Annotated in this window: 11 protein-coding genes; 6 read left to right on the top strand and 5 right to left on the bottom strand. The window is 42.9% G+C overall.

Translation table 11 applies throughout. From position 1 onward, the window contains the following. The 3 genes from HY841_06560 to HY841_06550 all read left to right on the top strand — a co-directional run. Positions 1-187: carboxypeptidase regulatory-like domain-containing protein (locus HY841_06560; GenBank protein ID MBI4930405.1), on the top strand; the 187-nt coding region annotated here is incomplete at its 5' end. Positions 188-348: 161 nt separating this feature from the next. Continuing rightward, a complete protein-coding gene (locus HY841_06555) occupies positions 349-2,544 on the top strand; it encodes a T9SS type A sorting domain-containing protein (GenBank protein ID MBI4930404.1) in 2,196 nt (731 codons plus the stop codon). A gap of 109 nt (positions 2,545-2,653) precedes the next feature. Continuing rightward, a complete protein-coding gene (locus HY841_06550) occupies positions 2,654-5,782 on the top strand; it encodes an amidohydrolase family protein (protein MBI4930403.1) in 3,129 nt (1,042 codons plus the stop codon). Here the strand turns inward: HY841_06550 and HY841_06545 are convergent. From HY841_06545 to HY841_06535, 3 genes are all read right to left on the bottom strand, one after another. Next, positions 5,779-6,855 (bottom strand): hypothetical protein, encoded by a 1,077-nt coding sequence (locus HY841_06545; GenBank protein ID MBI4930402.1) that lies wholly within the window; start codon positions 6,853-6,855, stop codon positions 5,779-5,781. The two genes, HY841_06550 and HY841_06545, sit on opposite strands and share 4 nt — an antisense overlap. Before the next feature lie 25 nt (positions 6,856-6,880). Further along, positions 6,881-7,297: a hypothetical protein gene (locus HY841_06540; GenBank protein ID MBI4930401.1), complete on the bottom strand. Its 417-nt coding sequence runs from the start codon at positions 7,295-7,297 to the stop codon at positions 6,881-6,883. A 206-nt stretch (positions 7,298-7,503) separates the two neighbouring features. Further along, positions 7,504-8,442 (bottom strand): carboxypeptidase regulatory-like domain-containing protein, encoded by a 939-nt coding sequence (locus tag HY841_06535; GenBank protein ID MBI4930400.1) that lies wholly within the window; start codon positions 8,440-8,442, stop codon positions 7,504-7,506. Positions 8,443-8,977: 535 nt separating this feature from the next. On the opposite strand from HY841_06535, the gene HY841_06530 reads away from it, so the two are divergent. Genes HY841_06530 through HY841_06520 form a run of 3 tightly spaced genes read left to right on the top strand, consistent with a single transcriptional unit; the run spans position 8,978 to position 12,513 of the window. Beyond that, positions 8,978-10,672: a site-specific DNA-methyltransferase gene (locus tag HY841_06530; protein MBI4930399.1), complete on the top strand. Its 1,695-nt coding sequence runs from the start codon at positions 8,978-8,980 to the stop codon at positions 10,670-10,672. After that, entirely contained in the window at positions 10,673-11,449 is a 777-nt protein-coding gene (locus HY841_06525; protein MBI4930398.1) for a TdeIII family type II restriction endonuclease, read from the top strand. Between the two features lie 20 nt (positions 11,450-11,469). Next, a complete protein-coding gene (locus tag HY841_06520; protein ID MBI4930397.1) occupies positions 11,470-12,513 on the top strand; it encodes a Dam family site-specific DNA-(adenine-N6)-methyltransferase in 1,044 nt (347 codons plus the stop codon). 356 nt (positions 12,514-12,869) lie between these two features. Here HY841_06520 and HY841_06515 read toward each other — a convergent pair whose 3' ends face one another. Both HY841_06515 and HY841_06510 read right to left on the bottom strand, forming a co-directional pair. Then, entirely contained in the window at positions 12,870-13,226 is a 357-nt protein-coding gene (locus tag HY841_06515) for a hypothetical protein (GenBank protein MBI4930396.1), read from the bottom strand. 35 nt (positions 13,227-13,261) lie between these two features. Further along, positions 13,262-25,897, bottom strand: coding sequence for a choice-of-anchor D domain-containing protein (locus HY841_06510; protein ID MBI4930395.1), 12,636 nt, complete (start codon positions 25,895-25,897; stop codon positions 13,262-13,264). Between the last annotated feature and the right edge of the window lie 4 nt (positions 25,898-25,901).

The raw sequence follows: 25,901 nt of genomic DNA, 5'->3' as shown, positions 1-25,901 counted from the left end.
TGCGCTCGGAAAATTCGGCATCGCCAACATAAAACCCGGCAGCTACGATATAGAAGTTACCCTCGTGGGCTACAACACCCTCACCGAAACAAACATCCGCTTCGCCCCCGGCAAAGAACTAAAACGCAAATACATCCTAATAGCAATCCTGCCACCTCCACCACCGCCTCCTGTTCAGGTTCCGTAGTGATCCTCAGAAAATAGTCAACTCAAAACTTGACTTTTGATTTTTATTAGTGTTCCTTTGTCCTCGTAATTTTTAAATCCGGCTATCTGATCATCGCAATCTTGTCTTTTTTCTGTAATCTGTTTACTCGCAGCATAACTAACACACCATAAACTTTTTCTATGAAAAAATCCATTACACTTTCTGTTTTCCTGATTGCGGCAGGCATTGCCTGCTGTATTTCATCGTTTGCACAAACAACTGGCAATCTTGATGTGCAAACTATTCCTGATGGCGCAAAATACTGCGGGCAGGTGCAGTATGAAAATTATCTCCGCTCCAAAGACCCGTATTTTGATATGAAAAAAGAACGCATGGAAAAACAAATTCAGGCACAGTTGGAAAATTTTATGCAGCAAAGAGCAAACGGAAATCCCAATACATATACTTTATATACTATCCCAACGGTTGTGCATGTGGTGTATAGCACCGCTTCGCAGAATCTCAGCGATGCGGCAGTCACACAGGGCATTACACGGCTGAACGAAGATTTCAGAAAACAAAACAGCGATATCGGGCAGACTCCTTCCGTCTGGCAATCTATTACTGCTGATTTGGAAGTGCAGTTTTGTCTTGCCTCCAAAGACCCCAGCGGAAATCCCACCACCGGAATTATCCACAAGTCAACTACACATGGCGCTTTTACAACCGATGATGCTATAAAAAGCACCGCTGCCGGAGGAGATGATCCATGGAATTATAATAATTATTTTAACATCTGGATTGGAGACCTGTCGGGAGGATTAGGCGGCTACGGGGTATTTCCTCCTCTTAGTGCCAGTTATGGAGCCGTGGCGGATTACTGCACTATCACAGGGCTTTGTGCGGGCTATGGATTGAACCGTGTGATGGTGCACGAACTTTCTCACTGCTTTGCTCTCTACCACATCTGGGGCGATGACGGAGGTGCGTGTACCGGGGACGACCAGATTTCGGATACTCCCAATCAGGCAGACGCAAACTTCGGATGTCTTAGTTATCCTGCTATGGATGCCTGCTCACCTAATGCTGACGGGCAAATGTTCATGAACTACATGGATTATACTTCTGATAACTGCAAGGTGATGTTCACTGCCGGACAAAAAGCACGTGTGCAGTGGTGTGTTTCCAATTATCTCATGTCGCTGGTTAACTACAGTGCCACTGCCTGCACTCCCGCTGTAGCTATTGATGCGGGAATAAACAGCATTCTGACTCCCACCGGAACAATTTGCAGCGGCACTTTCTCTCCGGTTGTTAAAGTGAATAATTTTGGTGCGACTACACTTACATCCTGCACCATCAATTATCATTATGATTCAAACCCAAATCAAACACAAAGCTGGACCGGCTCACTGGCATCGGGGCAATCTGCCAATGTTACACTGCCAAGCATGACCGTTCCCGGAGGAGCGCATATTTTTTATTCTTCCACCAGCAATCCCAATTCTTCTACTGACCAAAACACAAGCAATGATCAGTCAACGTCTAACTTCACCGTAGGCACCACGGCTTCTTTGCCCCCCATCGTGGAAGGATTTCAATCCGCGTTTCCTCCTGCGGGATGGTCGCTCTACAATCCTAACAGCGATGTAACATGGGTAGCGAATGCCTCCATCGGAAATCCCGCCCCGTCTGCTCTGTTTGACAACTGCACGCAGAATGTTCCGAACACGCGCGACCAGTTGAGAACCACCGTATATGATTTTTCAAACGCAACTTCCGCGCAAATGACTTTTGATGTGGGCTATTCTCCCTGGGATAATACCTACAGCGATACGCTTGCCGTAGATTATTCGATCAATTGCGGAAGCACCTGGACACAGATTTACATCAAGGGCGGAATGACATTGGCTTCTGTTCCCTGTGCCATGAGCAACACGGTTACCTGCGGTCCCTATGCCGATGCGCAGGGATGCTTTACGCCTAACGGAGCCGGTGCATGGAGAAATGACAATATTAATCTTTCTGTTGTGGTTGGGCAGCCGAGCGTGATGTTCGCATTTGAAAACCATGCGCAATACGGCTCCAATTTGTTCATTGACAATATCAATATTACTTCTGTGGTGGGCATGGCTGATTTGTCTTCTGCCAGCGGGTTCAGCATGTATCCGAATCCCGCTTCCTCATCCATTACGATTCAGGGAACAACGCACTCGGAAAAAATTCACTATTCCATCTGCAATATTATCGGAGATGAAATAATAGCGGGAGATATTTCTGCTAACGGGAATTCATACACCGGAAACATTCAGGTGAGCGATATTTCCAAAGGAATGTATTTCATCAAAGTTTCTGACAAAAATTCCTCCTTCACCAAAAAACTGAACAAGCAGTAAGAAACAGTAATCGTCATGAGCGAAAGGGGTTATCATATTGTGATAGCCCTTTTTTATTTTAAGCAGGTAGAAAAAAAATCTACATTTGTTTCATAGTAACTCTTCCCCTATGAAACGCTTTTATTCTTGCTGTGTTTTCTTTTTTGTTTTTTCCATCTGCCATCTTATTTATCCCTTCGGGACCTCTTACCTCTTGCATTCACAGGAAACCTTTCCTGTGAACGGTGCGCCCGACAATCGCCATAACTATTATGCTTTCACCAACGCAAAACTGTATGTAGATTATCAAACGGTGATGGATAAAGCAACCTTGCTTGTTAAAGACGGAATGGTGGTTGATGCAGGCGTTCAGGTGCCGATTCCGAAAAGCGCGGTGGTCTATGACTTAAAAGGAAAAAGCATTTATCCATCGCTCATAGATATTTATTCCGCTTACGGAATGCCCGAAGTGAAAAAACCCGAGCGCAGCGGAGGCAGAGGTCCGCAGATGGAAAGCAATACCAAAGGCGCTTACGGATGGAATCAGGCGATTAAGCCGGAAACAGAAGCCGACAAACTTTTTTCTGCCGATGCAAAATCAGCAGAAGACATGCGCAAACTCGGATTTGGTGCAGTGCTCACATTCAAACGTGACGGCATCGCGCGCGGCTCATCCGTTTTTGTTTCGCTTTCAAATAATAATGAGAACAAAACCATTCTCAAAGACAAAGCCGCTGCCATGTATTCATTTGACAAAGGAACCAGCACGCAGGATTATCCAAGTTCTCTGATGGGCAGCATCGCTTTGCTGAGACAAACGTATTACGATGCGCAGTGGTATAAACAAATCACAAGCGATAAAGAATATAACATATCACTCAATAATTGGAACAAACTCCAATCGCTGCCGCAGATTTTTGAAGTGAACGATAAACTTTCTGCGCTTCGCGCTGATAAAATCGGAGATGAATTCAAAATTCAATACATCATCAAAGGAGATGGAGACGAGTACCAGCGAATGGATGAAATCAAAAATACCAACGCGCGTTTCATCCTCCCGCTGAATTTCCCGGCAACGTTTGATGTGGAAGACCCTTACGATGCCGCCCTGGTTTCGTATGCCGAACTCAAGAACTGGGAAATGGCTCCTGTCAATCCTTCCGCATTTGAGAAAAAATTTATTTCGTTTGCGCTTACTACGGATGGGCTTAAAGACAAAAAAGAATTCTGGAAAAACCTCCGCAAAGCAATTGAATACGGATTGAGCGAGAAAACCGCTTTAAGAGCGCTCACCGTTTCTCCTGCTGAAATACTCGGCATGCAAAATCAAATCGGCTCGCTGAAAAAAGGAATGATCGCCAGCTTCATCATCACTTCAGGCAATCTGTTTGACGAAAAAAATGTTATTTATGAAAACTGGGTGCAAGGCGACCAGTACGTTCTGAGAGACATGAACGTGACAGACATTCGCGGCAACTACAATCTCAAGGTCGGAGCCGGCACATTCAATCTGAAAATATCCGGTGAAGCGGAAAAACCTAAAGCGGAAGTTTCCGCCAACGACACGCTGAAAGCAGAAACCAATATATCACTTTCAGGAAAACTTATTTCCATCAATTACATTTTCAGGAAGGACGATGGCACTGTGCGATTGAGCGGAAATGTTTCTGAAGTTCCGTTAGCGATGAAAGGTAAAGGACAAATGCCAAATGGAGACTGGATAGAATGGAACGCAGAATACAAATCCCCTCTTGAAACAAAAAAGGACACCATTAAAAAAGATACTATCCCCTCCCATTTAGGAGAGGGGAAAGGGCTGAGGAGCTATCCCACCCTCGATGATGTAATTTATCCTTTCACTGCTTACGGGCAGAAAAAACAAGACACTTCACTGATGGAAAAGTGGTGGAACCGCTGGGATGCCGTCATTATTAAAAATGCAACCGTGTGGACAAATGAAGCGGATGGCATTCTTAAGAATAAAGACGTGATGATAACAGACGGAAAAATTGTTGCGATTGGAACTAACTTATCAGCGCCTTCAACTGTCAAAGCAAAAATAATTGATGGCACGGGGAAACATCTTACAGCAGGAATCATTGACGAACATTCTCACATTGCCATTTCACAGGGAGTCAATGAGGGAACGCAGGCGTCAAGCGCTGAAGTAAGGATAGGTGATGTAATTGACTGTGAAGACATAAACATTTACCGGAATCTTGCCGGTGGAGTGGTTGCTGCGCAATTGCTTCACGGTTCTGCAAATCCCATAGGAGGGCAGTCAGGAATTGTAAAGCTCCGCTGGGGAAAATCTCCGGATGAAATGAAAATCAAAGGAACTGACGGTTTCATAAAATTTGCGCTCGGAGAAAATGTAAAGCAAAGCAACTGGGGAGATTTCAATACGGATCGCTTTCCTCAATCAAGAATGGGAGTGGAGCAGGTATATTATGATTTCTTCACGCGCGCGAAAGAATATGATTTGAAATGGCAAACATATGCCGCCACCGTTTCCAAGTCGAAAACATTTATTCCCGCTCCGCGCATAGATATTGAGATGGATGCGCTGGTGCAGATTCTCGACAAAAAAAGATTTATCACTTGCCATTCGTATGTCCAGTCAGAAATCCTCATGCTCATGCACGTAGGCGACTCAATGGGTTTTCAGGTGAATACCTTCACGCACATTCTTGAAGGATATAAAGTGGCGGACAAAATGAAAGCGCACGGAGTGGGTGCTTCTTCCTTTTCTGACTGGTGGGCGTATAAAATGGAAGTGAAAGAAGCTATACCTTACAATCCAACGCTGCTGGAAAAAATGGGAATTGTCACCGCAGTGAATTCGGATGATGCGGAAATGGCAAGAAGATTAAATCAGGAAGCCGCCAAATCAATCAAGTACGGAAATCTTTCCGAAGAAGAAGCGCTGAAGCTGGTTACGCTCAATCCCGCGAAACTTTTACACTTGGATTCTCACATGGGAAGCATTAAGGTTGGCAAAGATGCCGATGTGGTGTTGTGGACGGACAATCCTCTTTCCATCTACGCAAAAGCTGACAAGACAATTATTGACGGACAAATTTATTTCGATGCCGATGCCGATAAAAAACTCCGCGAGGAAATGCACAGCGAACGCGCGCGCATCATCAACCTGATGATTCAGGCGAAGAAAGGCGGTGAGCCAACTCAAAAACCGGAGAAGAAAGAGAAGAAGGAATATAATTGCCATGAAGAATTGGAAAGTTCTTCAGAGTATTAATAAAACACATACTCATACTGCAGAACGAGATTCCCCTCCACCAGATTTTTTTCAATAAGCAATCCTTTCGGATTATACGTTTCAGAGTAAACAAGTTTCTGTCCCGTATAGTGTTCAACAATTTTATTTTTTTTCTTGTCCGGTTTTACTTTTAAAATGGTTTTGTCTGGCGATGCTTGTTTTTTTTCCGCTTGTTTTTCAGCAACCGGATAAGGCGGATAAGCAAGCGTTGCGGGAGGAGCATACGGTTCGCTGAAGGTTTTCAAAACTTTTCCTTTCGTGCTCGTCAGCGTGCAGGTGATTTTTTCTTTCTCATATTTTTTCTTTTCGTTTGTTTTGGCAACCCCGTCTGTAATGTTTATCTCGGTAAGCGCACCCTGTTTATCATAGTGATAGGTAAAAAATTTGTGCTCCGTCATTTTTCCTTTTTCGTAGCGGATATACTCGGCAGGCAATCCCTTCGCATTATATTTTATAAAATCTGAAACGTTCTTTGGAAAATAATTATTGATGGTTCTTTCAAGAGGAACTCCGTTGCCGGCATATTTAATATCATCATTCGAAATGGTATCTTTTCGTACCAGGATTTTTGAAAAGGAAGATTCTGTTTTCTCTCCTTTGGCAGAATAAGAATATTCCCATTTCACAACCGTCTGCGACATTTCTCCTTCGTAAATATCTTTACGGTAACTGCTCAGCAGCCCTTCATAGTTGTAGTTATACGCTTCGCTGAAAGAAGCAAGCTTTGCCGAATCTGCATCAATCTTTCCTTCACGGTATTTAGCAAGCGATCCTTTTTCAGTAAACTCCCATTCTTTAAATCCATAAGTGCCGGGCGCGGCTGCATCAGGCCAGATGTGTTTGGTGAGGCATCCGTTCTCGCTGAACTCCCGCACGTTGCTGAATGTTTTTTTCTTTGTCTTTTTATCCGCCCTGTATTCCCATTGCTCCAGCACTGAATTGTTCCGGAGAACCGCAGTTCCGCTCGTGTCGCAGGGTGCGGGAGTGGTTTGGGAAAAAGAAGTTTCTGAAAATAAAAAGGTGACAACAAATGAATAAAGAAATAATTTCATAAAAAGGATTAAGTGAGCTAAGATATTATTTTTTTTTGTCCGCCAGCCCATAGGAAGTTTTCAGCCAGTTCAGTAGTTGCCTGTCCACTTCTTTTGGATTTTCCAGCCGTACATAATGAACCGTTTTGTTTTTTGTATAGCGAAATGTTTTATAAATCGGAAATTCATTTGTTTCTTCTGCAAGAAAAAACTCTATATCAAGAAATGACTTTTTCAATCCGATTCCAAGAAACGTGCTGAGATTTTTCAGCAGAATACCGTTCTTCACCGGACTCACATTCACTTTACCGAATTTTTTTGTTTCCTTCAGGATTTTTTCATACACCGCTTTCACGTTTGGATTTTTCCCGGTGAAATGTGAATCAGGATTCACCTTCACGCAGGAGTGATAACTGACTGCGTGTTTGAACAGGCGGTTGCATGTGGGACAATTCCAGGGCATGTAAATTTAATGGTGGTCAAATATACCACCCATTTCTATACCATCGGTTCGATAGCGGGCGAATCAATCCTTCGGCTGATAATCAGGTTTCCAAAATGAAAGTCTCACGTCTCAAGTTCCAAGTCTCAAGCCCCAAAGATTTTTTCTTGGAACTTGGTACTTGGAATTTGGAACTTGTCTGAAGGACTCCTTCGGAGGGGCTTTACTTAGCTGTTCCTCTCCATCTCCCCATGCGCCTCCGCAATCTTCCCCTCCTCAATCGTTGACAGCACATGCAGGTCCGTGTAAGCATCCTTCTGCATCTTCAGCGTATAATGACCCGCATGCAATCTTCGCATTTCATAAATTCCATTTGCATTTGTAGTGGTCGTCATCGTGCGTGTTGCGCTTCGTGCATTTATTCTTGCACGGTGAACGGGAGCGTTAATGCTTATCAGCACACCTTCAAGCGGTGCGCCCGTAATTTTATCTCTCACAACACCCCTCACACCGCTTCCACCGCTTCCGCTGTCCACAATGATTCTTGCATTCTTGTGCGTCTCAAAAAATTCCGGCTGGCTCTTCTTCAGCGTTTCCATAATGCCATCTATGATTTTTAGCGGCTCATCCATTTCTCGGAACAACCTCGTAATCGCCTCAGTAGCATTCTTGCGGATGTTCAGCGCCACTCTCGGTTTCGGTATCATCAGCGCGTAAGCCGCAATCGCTGCGCTCAGCGCGTTCACCTCCGTGCCCGTCACATTGTAATCTCCCAATGAACCAATAATGGCAGTGGCTTCATCCCTCACAATCTTCAACCGGTCAGCCACAACCGTATCCCTCGCCTTTTCTAGTTCATGTCGGGTGTAATCAATTCGCTTCAGCAGGGTGTTGTCATTGTTCGCCCTCGCAAACGCTTTCAATCCCCCGATTACAATCAATCCCGCATCAATCGCATCCTCTTTCTTCTCTTTCTTGTCAATACGCACACCGCGCAGATCCTGTTCTTGAATCAACCGCACGCTCTGTATCGCTGCAATGTTGGTTCCCAGTCTGCTCACAGCAATCACCATGGCGGCAATACCGCCCCACAAACTGCTGTTGTCGTTCATCACTTGCTGCGTGGTCAGTCCCATGTTCAGCTTGTCTTCCAAATGGTCTTTCATTGTATTTTGTTTTTGCTCCACCGTTCCACACGCTGCTCCCCTCTCCTGAAGGAGAGGGGCAGGGGTGAGGTCGGGTGAGGCGTTATCCTGTCACGTTATTGCTTCAGGATTCAGCTCGATTTTTTATGTCTTGCCTGAGTAGAGTTTCTTCATTATATATAGGTATCTGGTTTTATTTTTTTTGTCTTTTCCATCTGCCCTCTGCCATATTACATCTTACATATATGATGCCAAACCACCCGTTTTCCCTATGAAAAAGTTTGTTAAATTATGTTAAACGATAAAATATTTCTCTCCCGCTTTTCGTTTGCCCCGCTTTTTTTATTCCCGCTTTCAGAAACTTCTCTCCCCTTTGGGGGAGAGACACAGAGAGGGGGCAACACCCACCCCCGCAAAAAAAACCTCTCAACTTTCTTTTACTTTACTCCCTCTCTATTCATAGAGAGAGGGAAGGGGTGGGTATTTGAAGTAAATATCTATTAACAATTTTTAGGAATCGTGATTTTAGTATTACTTTCGCTGAAACGCCTGTAATATGCTCAAGGAAAAGAATAAAAAAAAGTATAAAAACAAAGTAAAACCAAGCTTTGTTAAAGAATCTGATGATGAACGCTATTTTTTACATCCGCCTAAACATCTAAGCCAAAACAGGCAAGAGACTTTCCTATCAATCAAGCAAGCGAGCGAATGGGCAACTGATTACTTGAAAAAAGAAGTTACCACATCAAATATTTCTTATCTCATACAATACGGCAGAGTAAAAAAAATGGGCGATAATGGCTCTACGCTCGTTGAAAAAAATGAATTGCTTAAATATTATGAATCGTTAAATGGTAGCAGAGAATTAAATTGGAAAGAAAAATTAGGCAATGATTTAAATTGGACACTTTCATTTGATCAATACAAAGAATCAGAAACCACCAAGCATGTTCACCGCCTTCATCCATACAAAGGAAAATTTATTCCTCAGTTGGTAGAATATTTTTTAGACAGCAAAAAGGATAAATTCAAAAAAGAAATTTATTTCAAAGAAGAAGATATTGTACTTGACCCTTTTTGTGGGAGCGGTACAACATTGGTGCAAGCAAGTGAATTGGGAATGCACGCCATCGGAATAGATGTTTCTGCTTTCAATGCGATGATTAGTAATGTTAAGGTAGGCAGATATGATTTTGTTCTCATTCAAAAAGAAATCGATAAGATTTCAGAAGAATTAAAAAAGTTCATAGCAAAATCAAAGATTGACGAATTTGAAAATGCCTTGCTGGAAGAATTAAATAAGTTCAACAATAAATATTTCCCCGTTCCCGAATACAAATACAACCTCCAGCGCGGAAAAATAGATGAAAACAAATACGGAACAGAAAAAGAAAAAATGTTTTTCCCAGTATTTGAAAAACTAGTTAAGAAATACAAGATTAAACTAAAGCAAAAACAATCCAAAACATTTTTAGATAAATGGTATTTTGAAAATGTTCGGCAAGAAATTGATTTCGTTTACAAGAAGGTTCGCAAAATAAAAGATAAAGATGTTCGGAATGTTATAAGTGTTATTCTTAGCCGGACAATCCGCTCATGCCGTGCAACTACACATGCAGATTTGGCCACTTTGCTTGAGCCAGTTAACGGAACTTACTATTGTTCCAAGCACGGAAAAGTTTGTAAACCTCTTTTTTCAATTTTCAAATGGTGGGATTCATACAGCAAGGACACAGTTACCCGCTTCAAAGAATATAAAGAGAAAAGAAAAAATAATTGTCAGCGATGTTTAACAGGAGATTCACGAAGCATAGACATCTTTAAAGAACTAAAAGAACAAGACCCTTATTTCTCCCGCTTTGCAAAAAAGAAAAAAATAAAAGGCATCTTCTCTTCTCCGCCTTATGTTGGCGTCATTGATTATCATGAACAGCACGCCTATGCGTATGATTTATTTCGCTTTGAAAGAAAAGATAATCTTGAAATTGGTCCGCTGTCTAAAGGGCAGGGGCGCGAGGCAAAAGAATCTTACGCAAAAGGAATTGCAGAGGTATTGAATAACTGCAAAAAATTCTTTGTTGAAGATTACAATGTGTTTCTTGTAGCCAATGATAAATACAATATGTATCCTACCATTGCTGAAAATGCCGGAATGAAAATCGTAAATCAATTCAAGCGCCCTGTATTAAACCGCACAGAGAAAGATAAAGGCGCTTATTCGGAAATAATTTTTCATTTGAAAGAAAAATAAATGTCTATATCCAAATCCGAAATACAATCCATAGAAGAAGTTCTGAAAAATTGCTTGCGCAATAAATTCAAGAACTACAATCCTGAGCCAGCATCAATGCCTTTTCACACGCGTTTGCTTGGCACAGATAGACTGGCATTATTTTCATTTATTCATTCCCTCAATACTAATTTTGGAACAAGTGTATTCGAACCCGTTGCCGTAGAAATAGCAAAAAAGAATTTCTTGACGGTGCAAATCCATAACAAAGTTGGAAACCAAATAAGCGAAAGCGCACATAAAGTGATTCAGGAAATAATGGATGGCTTATCTACTGCCGATGTTTCTCCGAATAAACATAAAGAGATTGAAGCCATCAGAAAAGTTTGCCAGAAAGGAAAGATGAAAAAAGTAAAACCTACTGTGGTGGATGTTTGGGTAGAAAGCAAATCAAAAGAATTATTTCTTTTCGATATTAAAACTGCAAAACCGAATGCAGGTGGATTCAAAGAATTTAAAAGAACATTATTGGAATGGGTTGCAGTTGTTCTTGCAGGAAATCCAAAAGCAAAAATCAATACGCTGATTGCGATTCCGTACAATCCGTATGAACCAAAACCGTATTCCCGCTGGACCATGCGCGGAATGTTGGATTTAGATAATGAACTTAAAGTAGGAGATGAATTTTGGGATTTCCTCGGAGGCAAAGGAACTTACCCGGAATTGCTTGATTGTTTTGAACGCGTTGGAGTAGAACTCAGACCTGAGATTGATAAGTATTTTTCAAGGTTTAAGTAAAAAGAGCCTACTTTTGAGCGATGTTACAACAGCAAGTTATTGAAGAGGAAAAGGCAAAACCATTTCTCAGATGGGCTGGAGGCAAAAGAAGATTACTTAAAGAAATTGAAAACTATATTCCGGAAAAATTCAATGACTACCATGAGCCCTTTTTAGGAGGTGGATCGGTATTTTTTCATTTATCTCCTACAAACAAATGTTACTTATCAGATTTAAATAAGGATTTGATCAATACCTATATTCAAATTAGAGACAATGTAGATAAAGTAATCACTGGATTGGAGGAATATAAGAATACAAAGAGATTTTATTATGAGGTAAGGAAAAACAATGAGACAGGAAAAATAAAACAAGCAGTACGATTTATTTACTTAAACAGAACTTCCTTTAATGGTATATATAGAGTGAACCGTGATGGAAAATACAACGTACCTTATGGATATAGAAAAAAAATTAATGTTGTTGATAAGGAAACTTTATTGATTGCCAGCGAACGATTACAAGGTGTTATATTAAAACATCAAGATTTTGGAAAATCATTAGCAAAAGTAAAAGAAGGAGATTTGGTTTTTCTCGATCCGCCATACACAGTTGCCCATGAGAACAATGGTTTTATTGCATATAATCAAAAAATATTTTCCTGGCAGGATCAAGTTAGGCTTAAAGAAGTAGTCACTATACTTGAAAGAAGAGGCGTGTATTTTATTGTTACTAATGCCTATCATCAATGTATAAAAGATTTATATAATAATATAGGAGGTTCTGATCGTCTTGAAAGATTCAGTGTTGTTGGTAAGTTAATACCTATTGGTGAATCAAGAAAGGCAAAAGTTATTTCAGCAGTTTGCTACTGTGATGGAAAAAATATTAAGATTTTCATTGGAGAAACAATAGGTAAGATCTCAGATAAAGGAAGAGGCTCAAAAGGGTTTCAGTTTGATCCTATATTTATACCAACTGGTAGTTCAATAACATATGCTGAAATGGATCTTAAAGAAAAGATGTCATTTTCACAAGCAACAAAATCTTATGGAGCATTAATTGCTTTTTTAAAAACTTTATGAATCTTTATTGAAACCTGCTTCATTATTCACTTGCGCTGGCCGGGATTTAGTTTGGATGTTAGTTCGGTAATCCCGACCTGAGAGTTCTAGGCGTGAGGTCAATATTCCCTCCCCCTTGGGGGAGGGACAAAGGGAGGGGGCAATTCAGGGTGAGCTTTGCAATCCGCACCAATTACTTCACCATCCCGCTCAATTTCCTGACAAAACCAGAAAGATGATTGACAATCAGAGGCAGATGATGAACACTCCGCTCCATGTACGGCACCCTTCGCGCCATCCGCACCATTTCCGCACCGCTTCCGCTCCTGTACGCACCTGCCCCGATGACAATCGGGGTCGCCCCGCTACTATACGTATCACTTCCGCTCCTGTCGCAGCGTTCCCGCTCCTGTACGCACCACTTCCGCTCCTGTACTCATCGTTCCCGCTCCTGCACGTATCACTTCCGCTCCTGTCGCACCTGCCCCGATGACAATCGGGGTCGCCCCGCTCCTGTCCGCACCGTTCCCGCACCTGTCCGCATCGTTCCCGCCTCTCTCCGCGTCTTCTGCATTATCCTCCCTCTCCTTTTTTATGTCTTTTTCTCCACTTCCCCGTTTCTCCGTTTCCTCTTCCAGCGTTTCTCCCTTTAGGGCGGGGCTTCTTACCGTGAGGCAAAACAAAAACCCCCGATACTTTTCAGCACCAAGGGTTTCTGTATTTGTTGTATCCATTCCCCTCTCCTAAAGGAGAGGGGTTAGGGGTGAGGTCATCTGAACAGCACCACCCTTCTGTTCACCGTTCCTTTCTCCGTCACGATCTCAATAGTATAAACTCCTTCCGTGAAGGCGCTGGTGTTGATCAGGTATGTATGTTTCATCAGCCCGCCTCCTTGCACCTCATCGCTCTTCATCACGCTTACTCTTTCTCCAAGCATGTTGAGCATATAAATGTTAATGGGAGTTTCTATCGTGGAGTTGAACTCAAGCGTGAACTGGTCTATCGCTGGATTGGGATAAATAGTTACATCCTGCACCGCGTTGCCGAAGTCAATCACGCCCAGCGGATTTACAAGAACCAGTATGCTTACACTGCTGGAGCATCCGTATTGGTTGGTGCCGGTTACGGTGTAAGTAGTGGTTACAGAAGGATTCGCCACAACGGTTGAGCCGGTAGTTGTGTTTAATCCCGCAGGCGGAGCCCATATATAGGTGGATGCATTATAAGCAGTGAGATTGGTGGAATTGCCCAGCAGAATAGCGGTGGAATATGTATTGGCAGTTACCAGCGGAACAGGATTGATGGTGAGCACAGCCGTATCAGCCGGAGAATTTCCGCATCCTGCAGCGTAATCAGTCACATAGTAAGTGTAAATTCCCACCGCGGTGATGCCTGTGGTGTATGTGCTTCCCGCATGCACCATGTTGATGAGCGTAACATCGCTGTACCACTGCGGATTTGCTCCGTTGGAACTGAGTACGGATGAACCGCCATAACAAATAGTCACATCAGTTGCAGTTGGTTCAAGCGGAACTGCGTTGATAGTGAGTGTTGCAGAATCTGCAGAACTGCTTACGCATCCTGTTAAACTGTCCGTCACCCAATACGTGTAAACACCCACAGCGGTTTGTCCGGTGTTGAAACTGTTTCCTGTGTTCACAAGAGTAGTGAGTGCCGCATCACTGTACCACTGAACATTTGTTCCGGTGGATGTGAGCGGAGGAATCGGATTGCCGGTACACACTGCCACATTGTTCGCAATCGGAACAGGAGGAGAGAGCATAATAGTGAGCGTTGCAGTATCAGCAGCGCTTTCGCAGCCGGTTATTCCATCCAGCTGAGTTACATAATAAGTATGCACGCCAACAGATGTTTGTCCGGTTGAATAAGAATTTCCGGTGAAGACAAATGCACCCGAAGTATCATACCACTGCACGTTTGTTCCGGTGGAAGTTAAATTCGGAATGGCTGCTGCCGAACAAACTGCTGTATCAAGTGCAACAGGTGTTGAAGGCAAAGCATTTATTGTCAGCAACACCGAATCCGCAACACTTGCACATCCGGTTACCGTGTTGGTCTGCGTTACGTAGTAAGTATAAGTGCCAGCCGCAGTTTCTCCTGTCGCGAACGTATCGTTCACAGAAACAATTGCCATCGCAGTATCATACCAGGTAATGTTTGTTCCAACGGCAATCAGATCGGGAGTAAGACTTCCGAAACAAGTGGCGGTATCATTCACTGAAAGTGTTGCCGGCAATGCATTAATCACAAGCACCGCAGGGTCAGCAGGACCTTCAGGACATCCCGGTGTGCTGTCAGTTGCGAAGAATGTATAGGAACCCACAGCGGTCATTCCTGTCGAAAATGGATTTCCGCTGAAGAGAGGATTCATCAGTGCATCATACCAGTTAATAATTGTTCCGGTTGTTGAAACTAAATCCGGAATCACGGAACCGAAACAAGCATCCGTATCAGAAACGGAAGGAGGCAATGTCGGTTGTGTGCTGATGATTAAGTAAACTGTATCCTGCGGACTGGAACAAGTAGTGACAGTGTTGGTCTGCGTTACATAATAGGTGTAAGTGCCCACTGCAGTTTGTCCCGTGTTGAACGGACTTCCGCTAAAGACAAGCGCCCCTGAAGTGTCATACCACTGAATGTTTGTTCCTGTGGCAACCAGTGGAGGAACAGGATTTCCGAAACATACCGCCACATCCGGAGCAAGAGGAGGAGCTATCGAATTTATTGTGAGCAGGACTGTATCGCCTAAGCTTTCGCAGGTGGTTACCGTATTGGTTTGCGTTGCGATGAAGGTGTAAGTGCCGGGTGCGCTTACTCCCGGAGGGAAAGGACTTCCCGTAGTCACAAAATTTCCTAAGCCATCATACCAGGTAATGTTTGTTCCTACAGCAGATAAGTTTGGAATAGGATCTCCAAAACAAATCGCGGTGTCATTGCTTGCTGTTGGAGTTGCAGGCAATGCATTGATGGTGAGTGTAACAGTATCTGAAGGACTTTCGCAAGTGGTTACAGTGTTTGTTTGAGTCACCATGTATGTGTAAGACCCAACCGCAGTTTCTCCTGTAGCGAACGGACTTCCGGTTCCAACTACAGCGCCTGAAGTATCATACCACTGTATGTTTGTTCCCGCTGCAATCATGTCAGGAATGATTCCGCCAAAGCATGCGTTCTGATTGGAAGATACCGGAACAGAAGGAAGCGCATTGACGGTGAGCAACACGGTGTCGCTCGGACTCTGAACAAAATTTATTGTCTGCGTAACATAGTACGTGTACGTTCCGGCAGCAGTTTGTCCTGTAGCAAACGGACTTCCTGTTCCTGCAAGAATTGTAAGAGCAGGATTGCTCCACCACTGAATGTTTGTTCCCGCAGCAGTTAAATCCGGAACCGGTTGACCGAAGCAGACTGTTCCTCCTACTCCCAGCGGAGCGCCCGGGAAAATGGTGAGTATAACTGTATCCTTCGCGCCTTCGCAATTATTCATCGTCTGCGTTACATAATAGGTATAAGTTCCTATTGCAGTTTCTCCGGTGTTATAGGAATTTCCTGTACCCACCACTGCGCCTGAAGTATCATACCACTGAACATTTGTTCCGCCTGCGGATAACACCACAGGAGGTGTTCCAAACGAAACGTTCGTATCATTCACAGCAAGGGCAGGAGTGAAGTTGATTAAAAAGTTTACTGTATCAGAAGGGCTCTTGCATCCGGTTGTTGTCTGCGTTACATAATACGTGTAAGAACCGGCAGCAGTTACTGTGGGCGTAAAGGCAGCTCCTGAAAAAACAAGCGTTGTCAAAGTTGGATTGCTCCACCATTGAATATTTGTTCCGGCTGCTGTGAAAGTTGGATTCGGATTTCCAAAACAAATGGTATCTCCCTGCGGAACAGAAACCGGAGCAACGGGAATGGGATTAATGGTAACATTAATAACATCTGTTCCGGTGCATCCTCCGGCATTAGTCACCACAACTGAATAAGTTCCGGTAACCGAAACTATGATTGACTGAATGGTTGCACCTGTTGACCACAAATAATTTGAAATCGGATTTCCTGCATTCAATGTTACCGTTCCACCGCATTGAGTGACATCGGCTCCAAGATTTACAACAGGAACAGGATTAATTCTGAATGTAACTGTATCGGATGGACTCTTGCAACCAAGCGAAGACTGAGTAACATAGTACGAATATGTTCCGGTTGCAGTCACAGTAGGAGTGAACGGACTTCCAGCGAAAACAAGCGTTGTTGTTGTCGGATTGCTCCACCACTGAATATTTGTTCCGGCTGCGGCAAAAGACGGATTCGGACTTCCAAAACATATCGAATCTTTTTGCGGAACAGATACAGGTGCAATAGGAACAGGATTGATCGTAAGCACGGCAGTATCAGCAGGGCTTTGCGGGCATCCGGCAACACTATCCGTTACAAAGAATGTGTAGGTGCCGATAACTGTGAGCCCTGTATTATAAGGACTTCCCGTGTAAATCACAGGAGTCAACGCTGGATTATTGAACCACTGCGGAATTGTTCCGCTTGAGGTAAGAACCGCAGGGCTTCCAACACAGACCGCTACATCATTTGCAGTTGGTTCTACAGGCGCGCCATTAATGGCAAGTGTTACTGTATCGGATTTACTCCTGCATCCGGTTGCTGTATCAGTCTGAGTTACATAATAGGTATATGTTGCAACTGCTGTCTGCGTTGTAGCAAAAGGATTTCCGGTAAATACAATCGGTGCCAGTGTTGGATTGCTGTACCAATGCACGGTATCATTTCCTGTAATGTTTGTTGCAACTAAATCAGGAGTCGGATTTCCGAAGCAGACAAACGTATTTGTTGCAATTGGGGTAACAGGCAGCGCATAAATATCCAGATAAACAGTATCAGATGGACTCGGGCATCCAGATGTTGTTTGAGTTACGTAGAAAGTATAATTTCCTACCGCGGTCAATCCTGTGTTGTAGGGACTTCCTGTTGCTACCAATACAGTAAGCGCGGCATCGCTGTACCATTTTATGTTTGTTCCGGTTGCCGTAAGGGGTGGAGTAGGGCTTCCGAAACAGGAAGAAACATCAGGAGCAACAGGAGCTGATGGAATTGGATTTATAGTCAGCGTTACCATGAGCGGATTGCTTGGACATCCGTTCAATGTTTGAGTTACATAGAATGTATATGTTCCTACAGCAGTCAATCCGGTTATGAGCGTATCATTTGCTGCGAGTGGATTCATTAAATTATCATACCACTGAATAGAATTGTTTGGTGTTGCAACCAGCGGAGGAGTAGGACTTCCGAAGCAGGAAGAAACATTATTCGAAGTTGGCAGAGGAGTGCTGTTGATGGTGAGTTTTGCGGTATCCCTCACGCTTTCGCAATAAGTGACGGTATCAACGGATGTTACGTAATAAGTATAAGTTCCGGCAGCAGTTTGTCCGGTGTTGAATGTATCACCGCTTGCCTGAAATATCATGGCAGTGTTATACCAGCGGATGCTGTCGGTTCCGGTTACAGTAGCTGTCAAAGGTGGAATAGGCCCGCCAAAACAAACGGCAGTATCTTTTGCCAGCGGTTTATTCGGCAAGGCGTAAATACTAAGTACAACTGTATCGGCAATACTTTCAGGGCACCCACCCGTACTGTCGGTAACAAAGAACGTGTATGTTCCCACTGCAGTTAATCCAGTGCTGTAGGGTCCAGTACCTACAGGTGCTGTTGGAGGCAATGAAGTGTACCATTGTATTATTGTTCCAGAAGAAATAAGAGTAGGAGTTGGATTTCCAAAACAACTTGATGCATCTGAAGCTGTAGGTTCTAATGGAGCAGTGTTAATGTATAAATGCACTGTATCCGCAAGGCTTTGACACATCGTAGTGGTGTCAGTTGCCGTTACATAGTAAGTATAGGTGCCGACTGCTGTTTGTCCGGTATTGAAAGTTCCTCCGACATAAACAAGAGTAGTTAATGCACCATCGCTGTACCACTTAACCGTATCGCTTGAGTTTACAGGAACGGCAATCAGCGGTGGTGTTGGATTTCCAAAACACACATTTACATCATTTGCAACGGGCGGAGCTGATGGAAGAGAATCAATAGTGAGATTTACAATCACTGTATCAAATGAATTCAGAGGATCATTGGAGTTGATTAGTATCGGAATGGTGTAAGTTCCGGCAACCAACCCTGAATCAGTAAAATAAATAGTAACGATGGTTGTATCGCCAGCAGCAGTTGTGTCAGAAGACGGAACCGGAATAATATTGGCGCTTCCTGTGGTTATGCAAACATTATCAAGCGCCCAATGATCGCAGCAGGATCCGCTGTGCGATAATTGTCTCCATCTGAATCGGGTTGAAGAAGTTTTAGCTCCAGCCGGAACCGGAATGACGTATGAAGTAAATGTAAGATTTGTTCCTGAATAATAAGTGGAAATGTTTGTCCAGCTACCTCCTCCGTTATTGGAATATTCAAAAACAATATCTTCTCCCGGATCTAGATACTCGCAGATTCCTCCGCTACCGAGACGAATTGCGAAATTAATATTTCCGCCTGCTAATGTGTTGAGGTCAATAGTTGCCGCCTGCCTTACACCCGCATTATTAAAGTAGAGCGCATTGCCGCTCATAGAACCGCAGTTTGTACTGAGGAATCCATTTTCAAATGACCACATGGGATTGTTAATCGCTGGATCAAAATCATCACAAATGCTTGATTGAGTAAGAATGTTCCAATATAAATTGGAGCCGCCTGAATTACATATAAGCAATTGGCTGGTAACTGTATCCTGACAAATGTTTATGGTGATATTAAATGTATCCGGATTGTGGCAGATAATCGGGCGCGGATAGGCATAGCCATTCAAACAAATTGCAGAGTCGCCAGCGTTGGTATAAAGGTTGAGAGTGCCGGTAAAATTTCCTGCAGAATCAGGAGAAAAGAATATTGGAATTTTGGCGGTGTCTCCAGGTAAAATATATCCGCTTGCAGAATCTACACTTAGTGAATCAATCCAGAAGTTTAATGTAGTTGTTGCGCTCACAAACAAAGTATCGCAGCCGGTATTTGAAATATAGAAAGTGTCTGCTATGTTTGTGAATTCCATAATGGTATCAAAGAACAAACACGTATCAGAAACTGCAAGCCCTGCAGCGCCCACAACGGTGAGATTAACCGGAACAATAAGCGGGTTATTGAGCGGGTCGTTGGAAGAGATCTGGATGAAATCAGAATAATTTCCAATCGTTAATCCGGTAGAAACAAACTGAACTGCAATTTGAGAAGAATCACTAGGAGCAACTGTGTCGTTCAGATTTCCATTCAGAGAATAAAATGTAGCAGCGTTGTCATTAAGGATTGTTGCATTGCCGGCTAATGAACAGTTATTGGAACCGGCTAAGTCATTTGCATTTATGTTGTCAAAATTAAAATAGCTAACCAGATTTGGCTCATTGCCTGTGAGTTCCTGATTCATGGTAGAAAGAATTTCTGCCTGTGTTCTGGCTTTATTCCATATTCTGACCTCATCAATTCTTCCTGTAAAGAATCTTCCCCACCAATCGGTGCATCCTATGGCGAGATTTGTGGATGTGAATCCTTGAGTGGGGGAAATAGTTCCGCTCACAGGAACTCCATTCATGTATAGAGTTACAGAAGTTCCATTGAGAACGCAGGCAATATGGTTCCACTGATTCAATGTTGCTGCAGGTCCTGAGCCCGGAACAAAATCGTTGCACCACAAAGCCATGCTCGGACGTCCGTTGCTTTGTATGGAAAGTACAAATCCGTTTCCGGTGCAGCCGCGGTTTCCCCACGATACAATTCCGTTATAACTTGCATCATTATAACCCTGCGGATAAATCCATGCTTCAACGGTAACAGGCGTGTTGCCGGTTGGTAATCCTGAAGGGACGTTTCGATAGATCACGTCTCCGTTTCCGTCAAAACGGGCAGAATAATCTGAAGTATCAATATTGTAAATCAGATTATTTAATCCCGTGTTATAAATGGTCAGTGTGTCAATAAGCGTATCGCTGCAGGTTAAAGTAATATTGAAAGTATCAGGGTCAGTAGAAATAACCGGGCGCGGGAATGATTTCCCTTTCAAACAGAAAACAGTATCGAGATCATTCGTGTAAACGCTGGCAGTGCCTGTGAAATTTCCTGCTGAAACAGGGGAAAACTGTGCTACAAATCCGCCCGTATCTCCCGGGAGAATGTAAGGTGTAAAGATACCTGATGAAAATACGGATGGAGAAAATTTCAAACTGTCAATGAAAAGAGTGTCGCATCCGTTGTTGGCAATATAAATTGTGTCGTTGCTGGTTGTGAACTCCATGATGGAATCCAGATCGAGGCAGTTAGGTGCAGTAATGTCACTCATGCCGGCATAAACAAAATTTCCTACACCAGTTACATTAAGAGTGCATGGAATCTGCACATTAGGATTTTGAGGATCATTGCTTGCAATAAAAAGTGTAGTAGTATATTGACCAACGTTTAAAGTTGAAGCGTTGAATTCCACATTCACAATCATAGTATCATTGTATGCAACAGTTCCTGAAGTTGTGTCTGGACAAATCCATTCCAATCCTCCGCCTCCGTAACGAACAACTTCCTCTATCATATCCTGAACAACTGCATTGTAATTCGGAGCATCCTGATAATCCCAGTTGAAGAGAATTATTTTTCCCTGACCATATTTTTTTTCTACAAGAAGTGGATTTATCCCGTACGCACTATGATTGACATTTATAATTGTTTTTGCAGCCGGGTCAGTTATATTAAGGTCATACATAAAATCGCAAGGGTTTGCTCCAACAGGCATGCTTGCCCAGTTAATGTTTTGCGCTAGATAATGAGATGGGTCATTGATGGAAACACTTATTGATCCGCTTGTTCCTCCACCCGTAGTACCGGTAATGGCTCCCCAAGTGCTTATTGGAAAAGGGTTGCTGCTCCATTCGCCAATCCATGTTCCGCCATTGCTGATCCAATTCAATACTGCTGCCTGATCTAAATTACTGTTGCGAATATTCATAAGTACATCATAGTTGGCAAGAGAGGCAGCATTGTATGTTGAAACGGTAGTTGCTGTCATGTCTGCTTGAGTATTCAGCAGGGCGGTAATGGTTGCATTGTTGTAAACTGCAACCCTGATGTTTCCTGCTGTGCCGCAGAATCCATCTTGTCCTGTGAGTCCAAAGTTCAGGTTTTGATTTCCGGTGTTGCAAATAATAAGCGGTAAGGTTATAGAATCACCGCAGCCAAGCGTAACATTGAACGTGTCCGGATTCCAGCACATGATAGGATTTGGAAATGCTTTTCCTTTAAGGCATATTGCTGTATCCAGTTCATTTGTGTAAATATTCAAAGTTCCGGTAAATGTTCCGGCAACAATTGGAGAAAACCTTACAACAATATTTTTGGTTTGTCCCGGAGCAACTTTTGCCGGTGACGATACCAATGAAAATATTGAAGGAGAAAATTTCAAACTATCTATTCTCAGCGTATCGCAGCCGGAATTTGAAATCGCAATGGAATCTTTGCTGGTTGTCAGCGCCATGATGGAATCCAGATCAAGGCAGGAAGGGGCAATAATATCAAAAAGAGAAACGCCCATATTTGGATTGCCAACAACACTAAATGTAACAGGAACCGTAACAACAGGATTTACAGGATCATTAGAAGTTACTGAAATGGTTGTGGTATAGGTTCCGGCAGATAAACCGGTTGAATTAAATTCTACGGCAATTTTTGTAGAGTCACCGGGACTAATTGTATCTGCAGCGGGTGGCGACAATGTCATCCAATTCACACCACCGTTTGCACTATAGTGAAGAGCATTTGCCATGAGAAGCGCCCCATTAGTTGAAGAAACCCATGAGTTGCCTCCTGTAACATCATTAGAAGCGGGCCACATTCCTAAATCCACCCTTTTGTGACCATTCACATTTTTAGTTACAACCAAAGGTATTCCGTCCGACCAATCAGCAATTTTGACTGCGCCAGCCATTATCGCAGTGGAATTCGGACGGGAATTGCCTGTCAAGCTCACAACATTTTTCATGATCGGATGTGTCGGGTTATAAATTGTTCCGAGCGTTTGATTGGCTCCCCCATAATAATAGCCCGTAGGGTTAATGCACCAGTAATTTTGAGAATCAAATCTGCCTCCAATGCGCGAATAATTACCGGTAGTGAAAACGGCAGCAACAACGCCACCACCCCCATCTATATAATCTGCAAGATTATTTCCGAGTAGTGTGGAATTACTGTAAGAATAATCGGTCCATGTCAATACAGCATCATATGCCTGCAGTTGAGCTAATGTGGGCGTTCCGTTTCGGGCATCAAAAATATCTACTACAGAAAATTTTCCTGTGCTCATGAGTTTGGTCTGAACATCTGTGTAATAGTTTGCATAATCAGCGCCCGCCAAAAGCACTTTTATTTTTTGCGCACCTCCTCCTGTAATCTGGCAATATAAATCTGAGCCGCCAACATTATAAATAGTTAACGTATCAGTAAGTGAATCACTGCAGGCAACAGAAACATTAAATGAAGTTGGATCTACCACAATAGTAGGCGGGGGAAGAGCAACTCCCTGCAGACAGAAAGTGGTATCGGCATCGCTGTTCTGAACCAGTATGCCGGTAGCGAAACTGCCGACAGCAGTCGGCTGAAAGGTGATCAGAATGGTTCCGGTGGAGTAGGGGGATATTTTAGCTGGGAAAGTATCAACTATAAAATAAGTGGTGGAAGGTACATTTGAAATATACAACGTATCGCATCCGAGATTTTGAACCTGAAAAGTATCCTGATCCTGTGCGCCAACGAAGAGTGTATCAAACTTTGGGCAAGAGTTGAGAAGAGGAATGTTAATGTTCGGACTTCCGTTTACGGTTAATGTACATGGAACTGCAACTTGCGGAGTTAACGGGTCATTTGAATTTACAAGTATATTTCCGTAATAAGTTCCATCAACAACATTTGACGACTTCATTTTTACATTCACTATTGATGAACCAAAAGGAGCAGAAGTTCCTGAAAGAGGAGATGGGAAAAGCCATGCAGAAGGATCGTTGCCAATAACGATCTCATCGTATTTTGACGTTTGACCAGGATCCCATCCCATCAAATGAATGACATTAATGCTATTAATATTTGTATTCCAGAAAGTAAGATTAGAGCCAACCAGACTTCCATTTACATAGTAATCAAATTTTTTTGTAGTGTAATTTATATTTCTGTATTCGATTTTATACCATTGCCCCTGAACCATGGGTACTGTATATGTTCCGGATGAACAATACAGATAAACTTCCATAGATGCATTATCAATCCAGGAGTCGGCAATTCCTTGATTGGTCGTAATGTCAGAAGTTCTTCCCACTCCAACACCGCAGTTCCAACCAGTAGAACCAATAGGAGACATGAATTTGTAGGATAAATAATTTGAAGTGCTAAGCGGAAACGTGTGATTTACGCCATCGTAATTAACGCCATTGCCTCCAATTAGCTGGAAGGAATATAATCCATTGGCAGGATTAGTTGTTGTAACAGTTCTTGTATATGCTCCTGCTCCGATATTCCACGATGCAAAATTCCCGCTTTCAAAACCATCATAAAACTTTGCTCCGGAAGTTGACGGGCTAAGTATTAACGAATAATTAAGAGGGCCTCCGCCTGTATTATTAATAGTAAGAGGAAGCGTGATTGAATCATTACATGAATTAATTGTAGCGCTCAGTGAGGCAGGAGAAATACCAATCGTGGGAGCAGGAAGAGAAACTCCCTGCAGGCAGAAGGCAGTATCGGCATTGTTATTTTGAACAGTAATAACAGTAGTTTTATTTCCGATTGAAAGAGGATTGAATGCAACAATAAGTTGTCCTGAAGAATATCCGGGAATGGATGCAGGATAAGAAACAATATCAAAATCACCTGAAGAAGAAACAATGTTTGTAATGTTAAGGGTTCCACAATTCAGGTTTTGAATATTAAAAGTGTCAGCATCAGCAGCATTTACCAGAATGGTGTCAAACTTCGGACATGAATTAGCCAGAGGAATATTAATATTAGGGGCGCCAACAACAGTAAGTGTGCACGGAACGGCAATACTCGGGCTCGAAGGAGCGTTTGAATTAATATAAATCACGCCCGTATAAATTCCGGCACTGAGTCCCAGCGCGTTGAATTCTACATTCACTACAGTGTTTCCGCTTGCGGCAATAATTCCTGACTGTGCACTCTCATTCATCCAGGTTGCCCATGAGTTAAGGGATGCCAAGCCCGCGGGCCAAGAATTTGCTCCACCGGAAGTATTTGTACTTGATGCAATGGTGTTATTGGAAAGATCGATGATGATAAAATTAGGGTTGTTCCACTTGTTTGTTACGTAGGCATAATCACCTTTTGGAGAAATCACCAGATCCCAGCCGTTGTAAAACCGACCATCAATAATTGTATCAACTACAGTATTTGTACTTGTCTGAATTACCTGCACCCAGCCATTCCATTTATCCAAAGCATATAGATATTTTCCATCAGGAGTGATATCAATTCCGTGCACTTGGTCAAAAATCCCCACGCTTGCAACTACTGTGTTGGTGGCAGTGCTGATGACTACAACATTATCAGTAGAAAAATTTGCTTCTCCAACATATACATATCTGCCATCCGGATGCATTACAATGGAATGGCCGTTCATGATACTTGCAATCGTAGTAATATATGCATTGGTATTTGCGTTATAAACGGTTACATTGTCTGTGTTCTTATTAATAACATATAGCTTGTTGCCGTCAGGAGTAACCGCTGCATCCATGGGTCCGCTGATATTTACCGTAATAGTTGCTATTACTGTATTTGTAGAGCAATTAATTTTTGATACTGAATTTCCATTTCTGTTTGTCACAAAACAAAAACGCCCGTCAGGAGTAAAACACATTCCGGATGGAAAATTTCCTACGGGGATTATTGTTATCAGAGCATTATTAGCAGTATTATAAACATAAACATTGTTGCTGTATCTGTTAGAAGCAAAAATCCTATCTCCTTTCGGGCTGATGGCTAATCTCCACGGGCTGTTGCCAGACGAAAAAGGGCCACCAGTGAAAGTATTGGTATTCATGTCGAATTCCGAAATATTATTAATGTCTTCATTGCCGGCATACAACTTCATGAACGTTGTCTGGTGGTCATAGAGATTGAAAGTAAGAGGAGCGGTTCCGGTATTATTTATCGTCAGCGGAAGAGTGACAGAATCATTGCAGTTTGCAATGGTAACGCTGAAAGATGCAGGCGCTATCGTAATATTCGGCTGTGCGTAAGAGTTAAGTGAAAAACAAAGGGCGATGATAAGTGAGTGTAAAAACTTCTTCATGAGT

This window comes from Bacteroidota bacterium (assembly GCA_016213405.1).
Classification (GTDB): domain Bacteria; phylum Bacteroidota; class Bacteroidia; order Palsa-948; family Palsa-948; genus Palsa-948.
Note: the sequence above shows the minus strand (reverse complement) of the source record. Positions and strands in the feature narration are given on the sequence as shown.

Coding starts and splice junctions, on each gene's coding strand:
- HY841_06515 (MBI4930396.1), bottom strand. CDS start 13,226: ATGGATACAACAAATACAGAAACCCTTGGTGCTGAAAAGTATCGGGGG.
- HY841_06540 (MBI4930401.1), bottom strand. CDS start 7,297: ATGCCCTGGAATTGTCCCACATGCAACCGCCTGTTCAAACACGCAGTC.
- HY841_06525 (MBI4930398.1), top strand. CDS start 10,673: ATGTCTATATCCAAATCCGAAATACAATCCATAGAAGAAGTTCTGAAA.
- HY841_06520 (MBI4930397.1), top strand. CDS start 11,470: ATGTTACAACAGCAAGTTATTGAAGAGGAAAAGGCAAAACCATTTCTC.
- HY841_06555 (MBI4930404.1), top strand. CDS start 349: ATGAAAAAATCCATTACACTTTCTGTTTTCCTGATTGCGGCAGGCATT.
- HY841_06535 (MBI4930400.1), bottom strand. CDS start 8,442: ATGAAAGACCATTTGGAAGACAAGCTGAACATGGGACTGACCACGCAG.
- HY841_06545 (MBI4930402.1), bottom strand. CDS start 6,855: ATGAAATTATTTCTTTATTCATTTGTTGTCACCTTTTTATTTTCAGAA.
- HY841_06550 (MBI4930403.1), top strand. CDS start 2,654: ATGAAACGCTTTTATTCTTGCTGTGTTTTCTTTTTTGTTTTTTCCATC.
- HY841_06530 (MBI4930399.1), top strand. CDS start 8,978: ATGCTCAAGGAAAAGAATAAAAAAAAGTATAAAAACAAAGTAAAACCA.
- HY841_06510 (MBI4930395.1), bottom strand. CDS start 25,897: ATGAAGAAGTTTTTACACTCACTTATCATCGCCCTTTGTTTTTCACTT.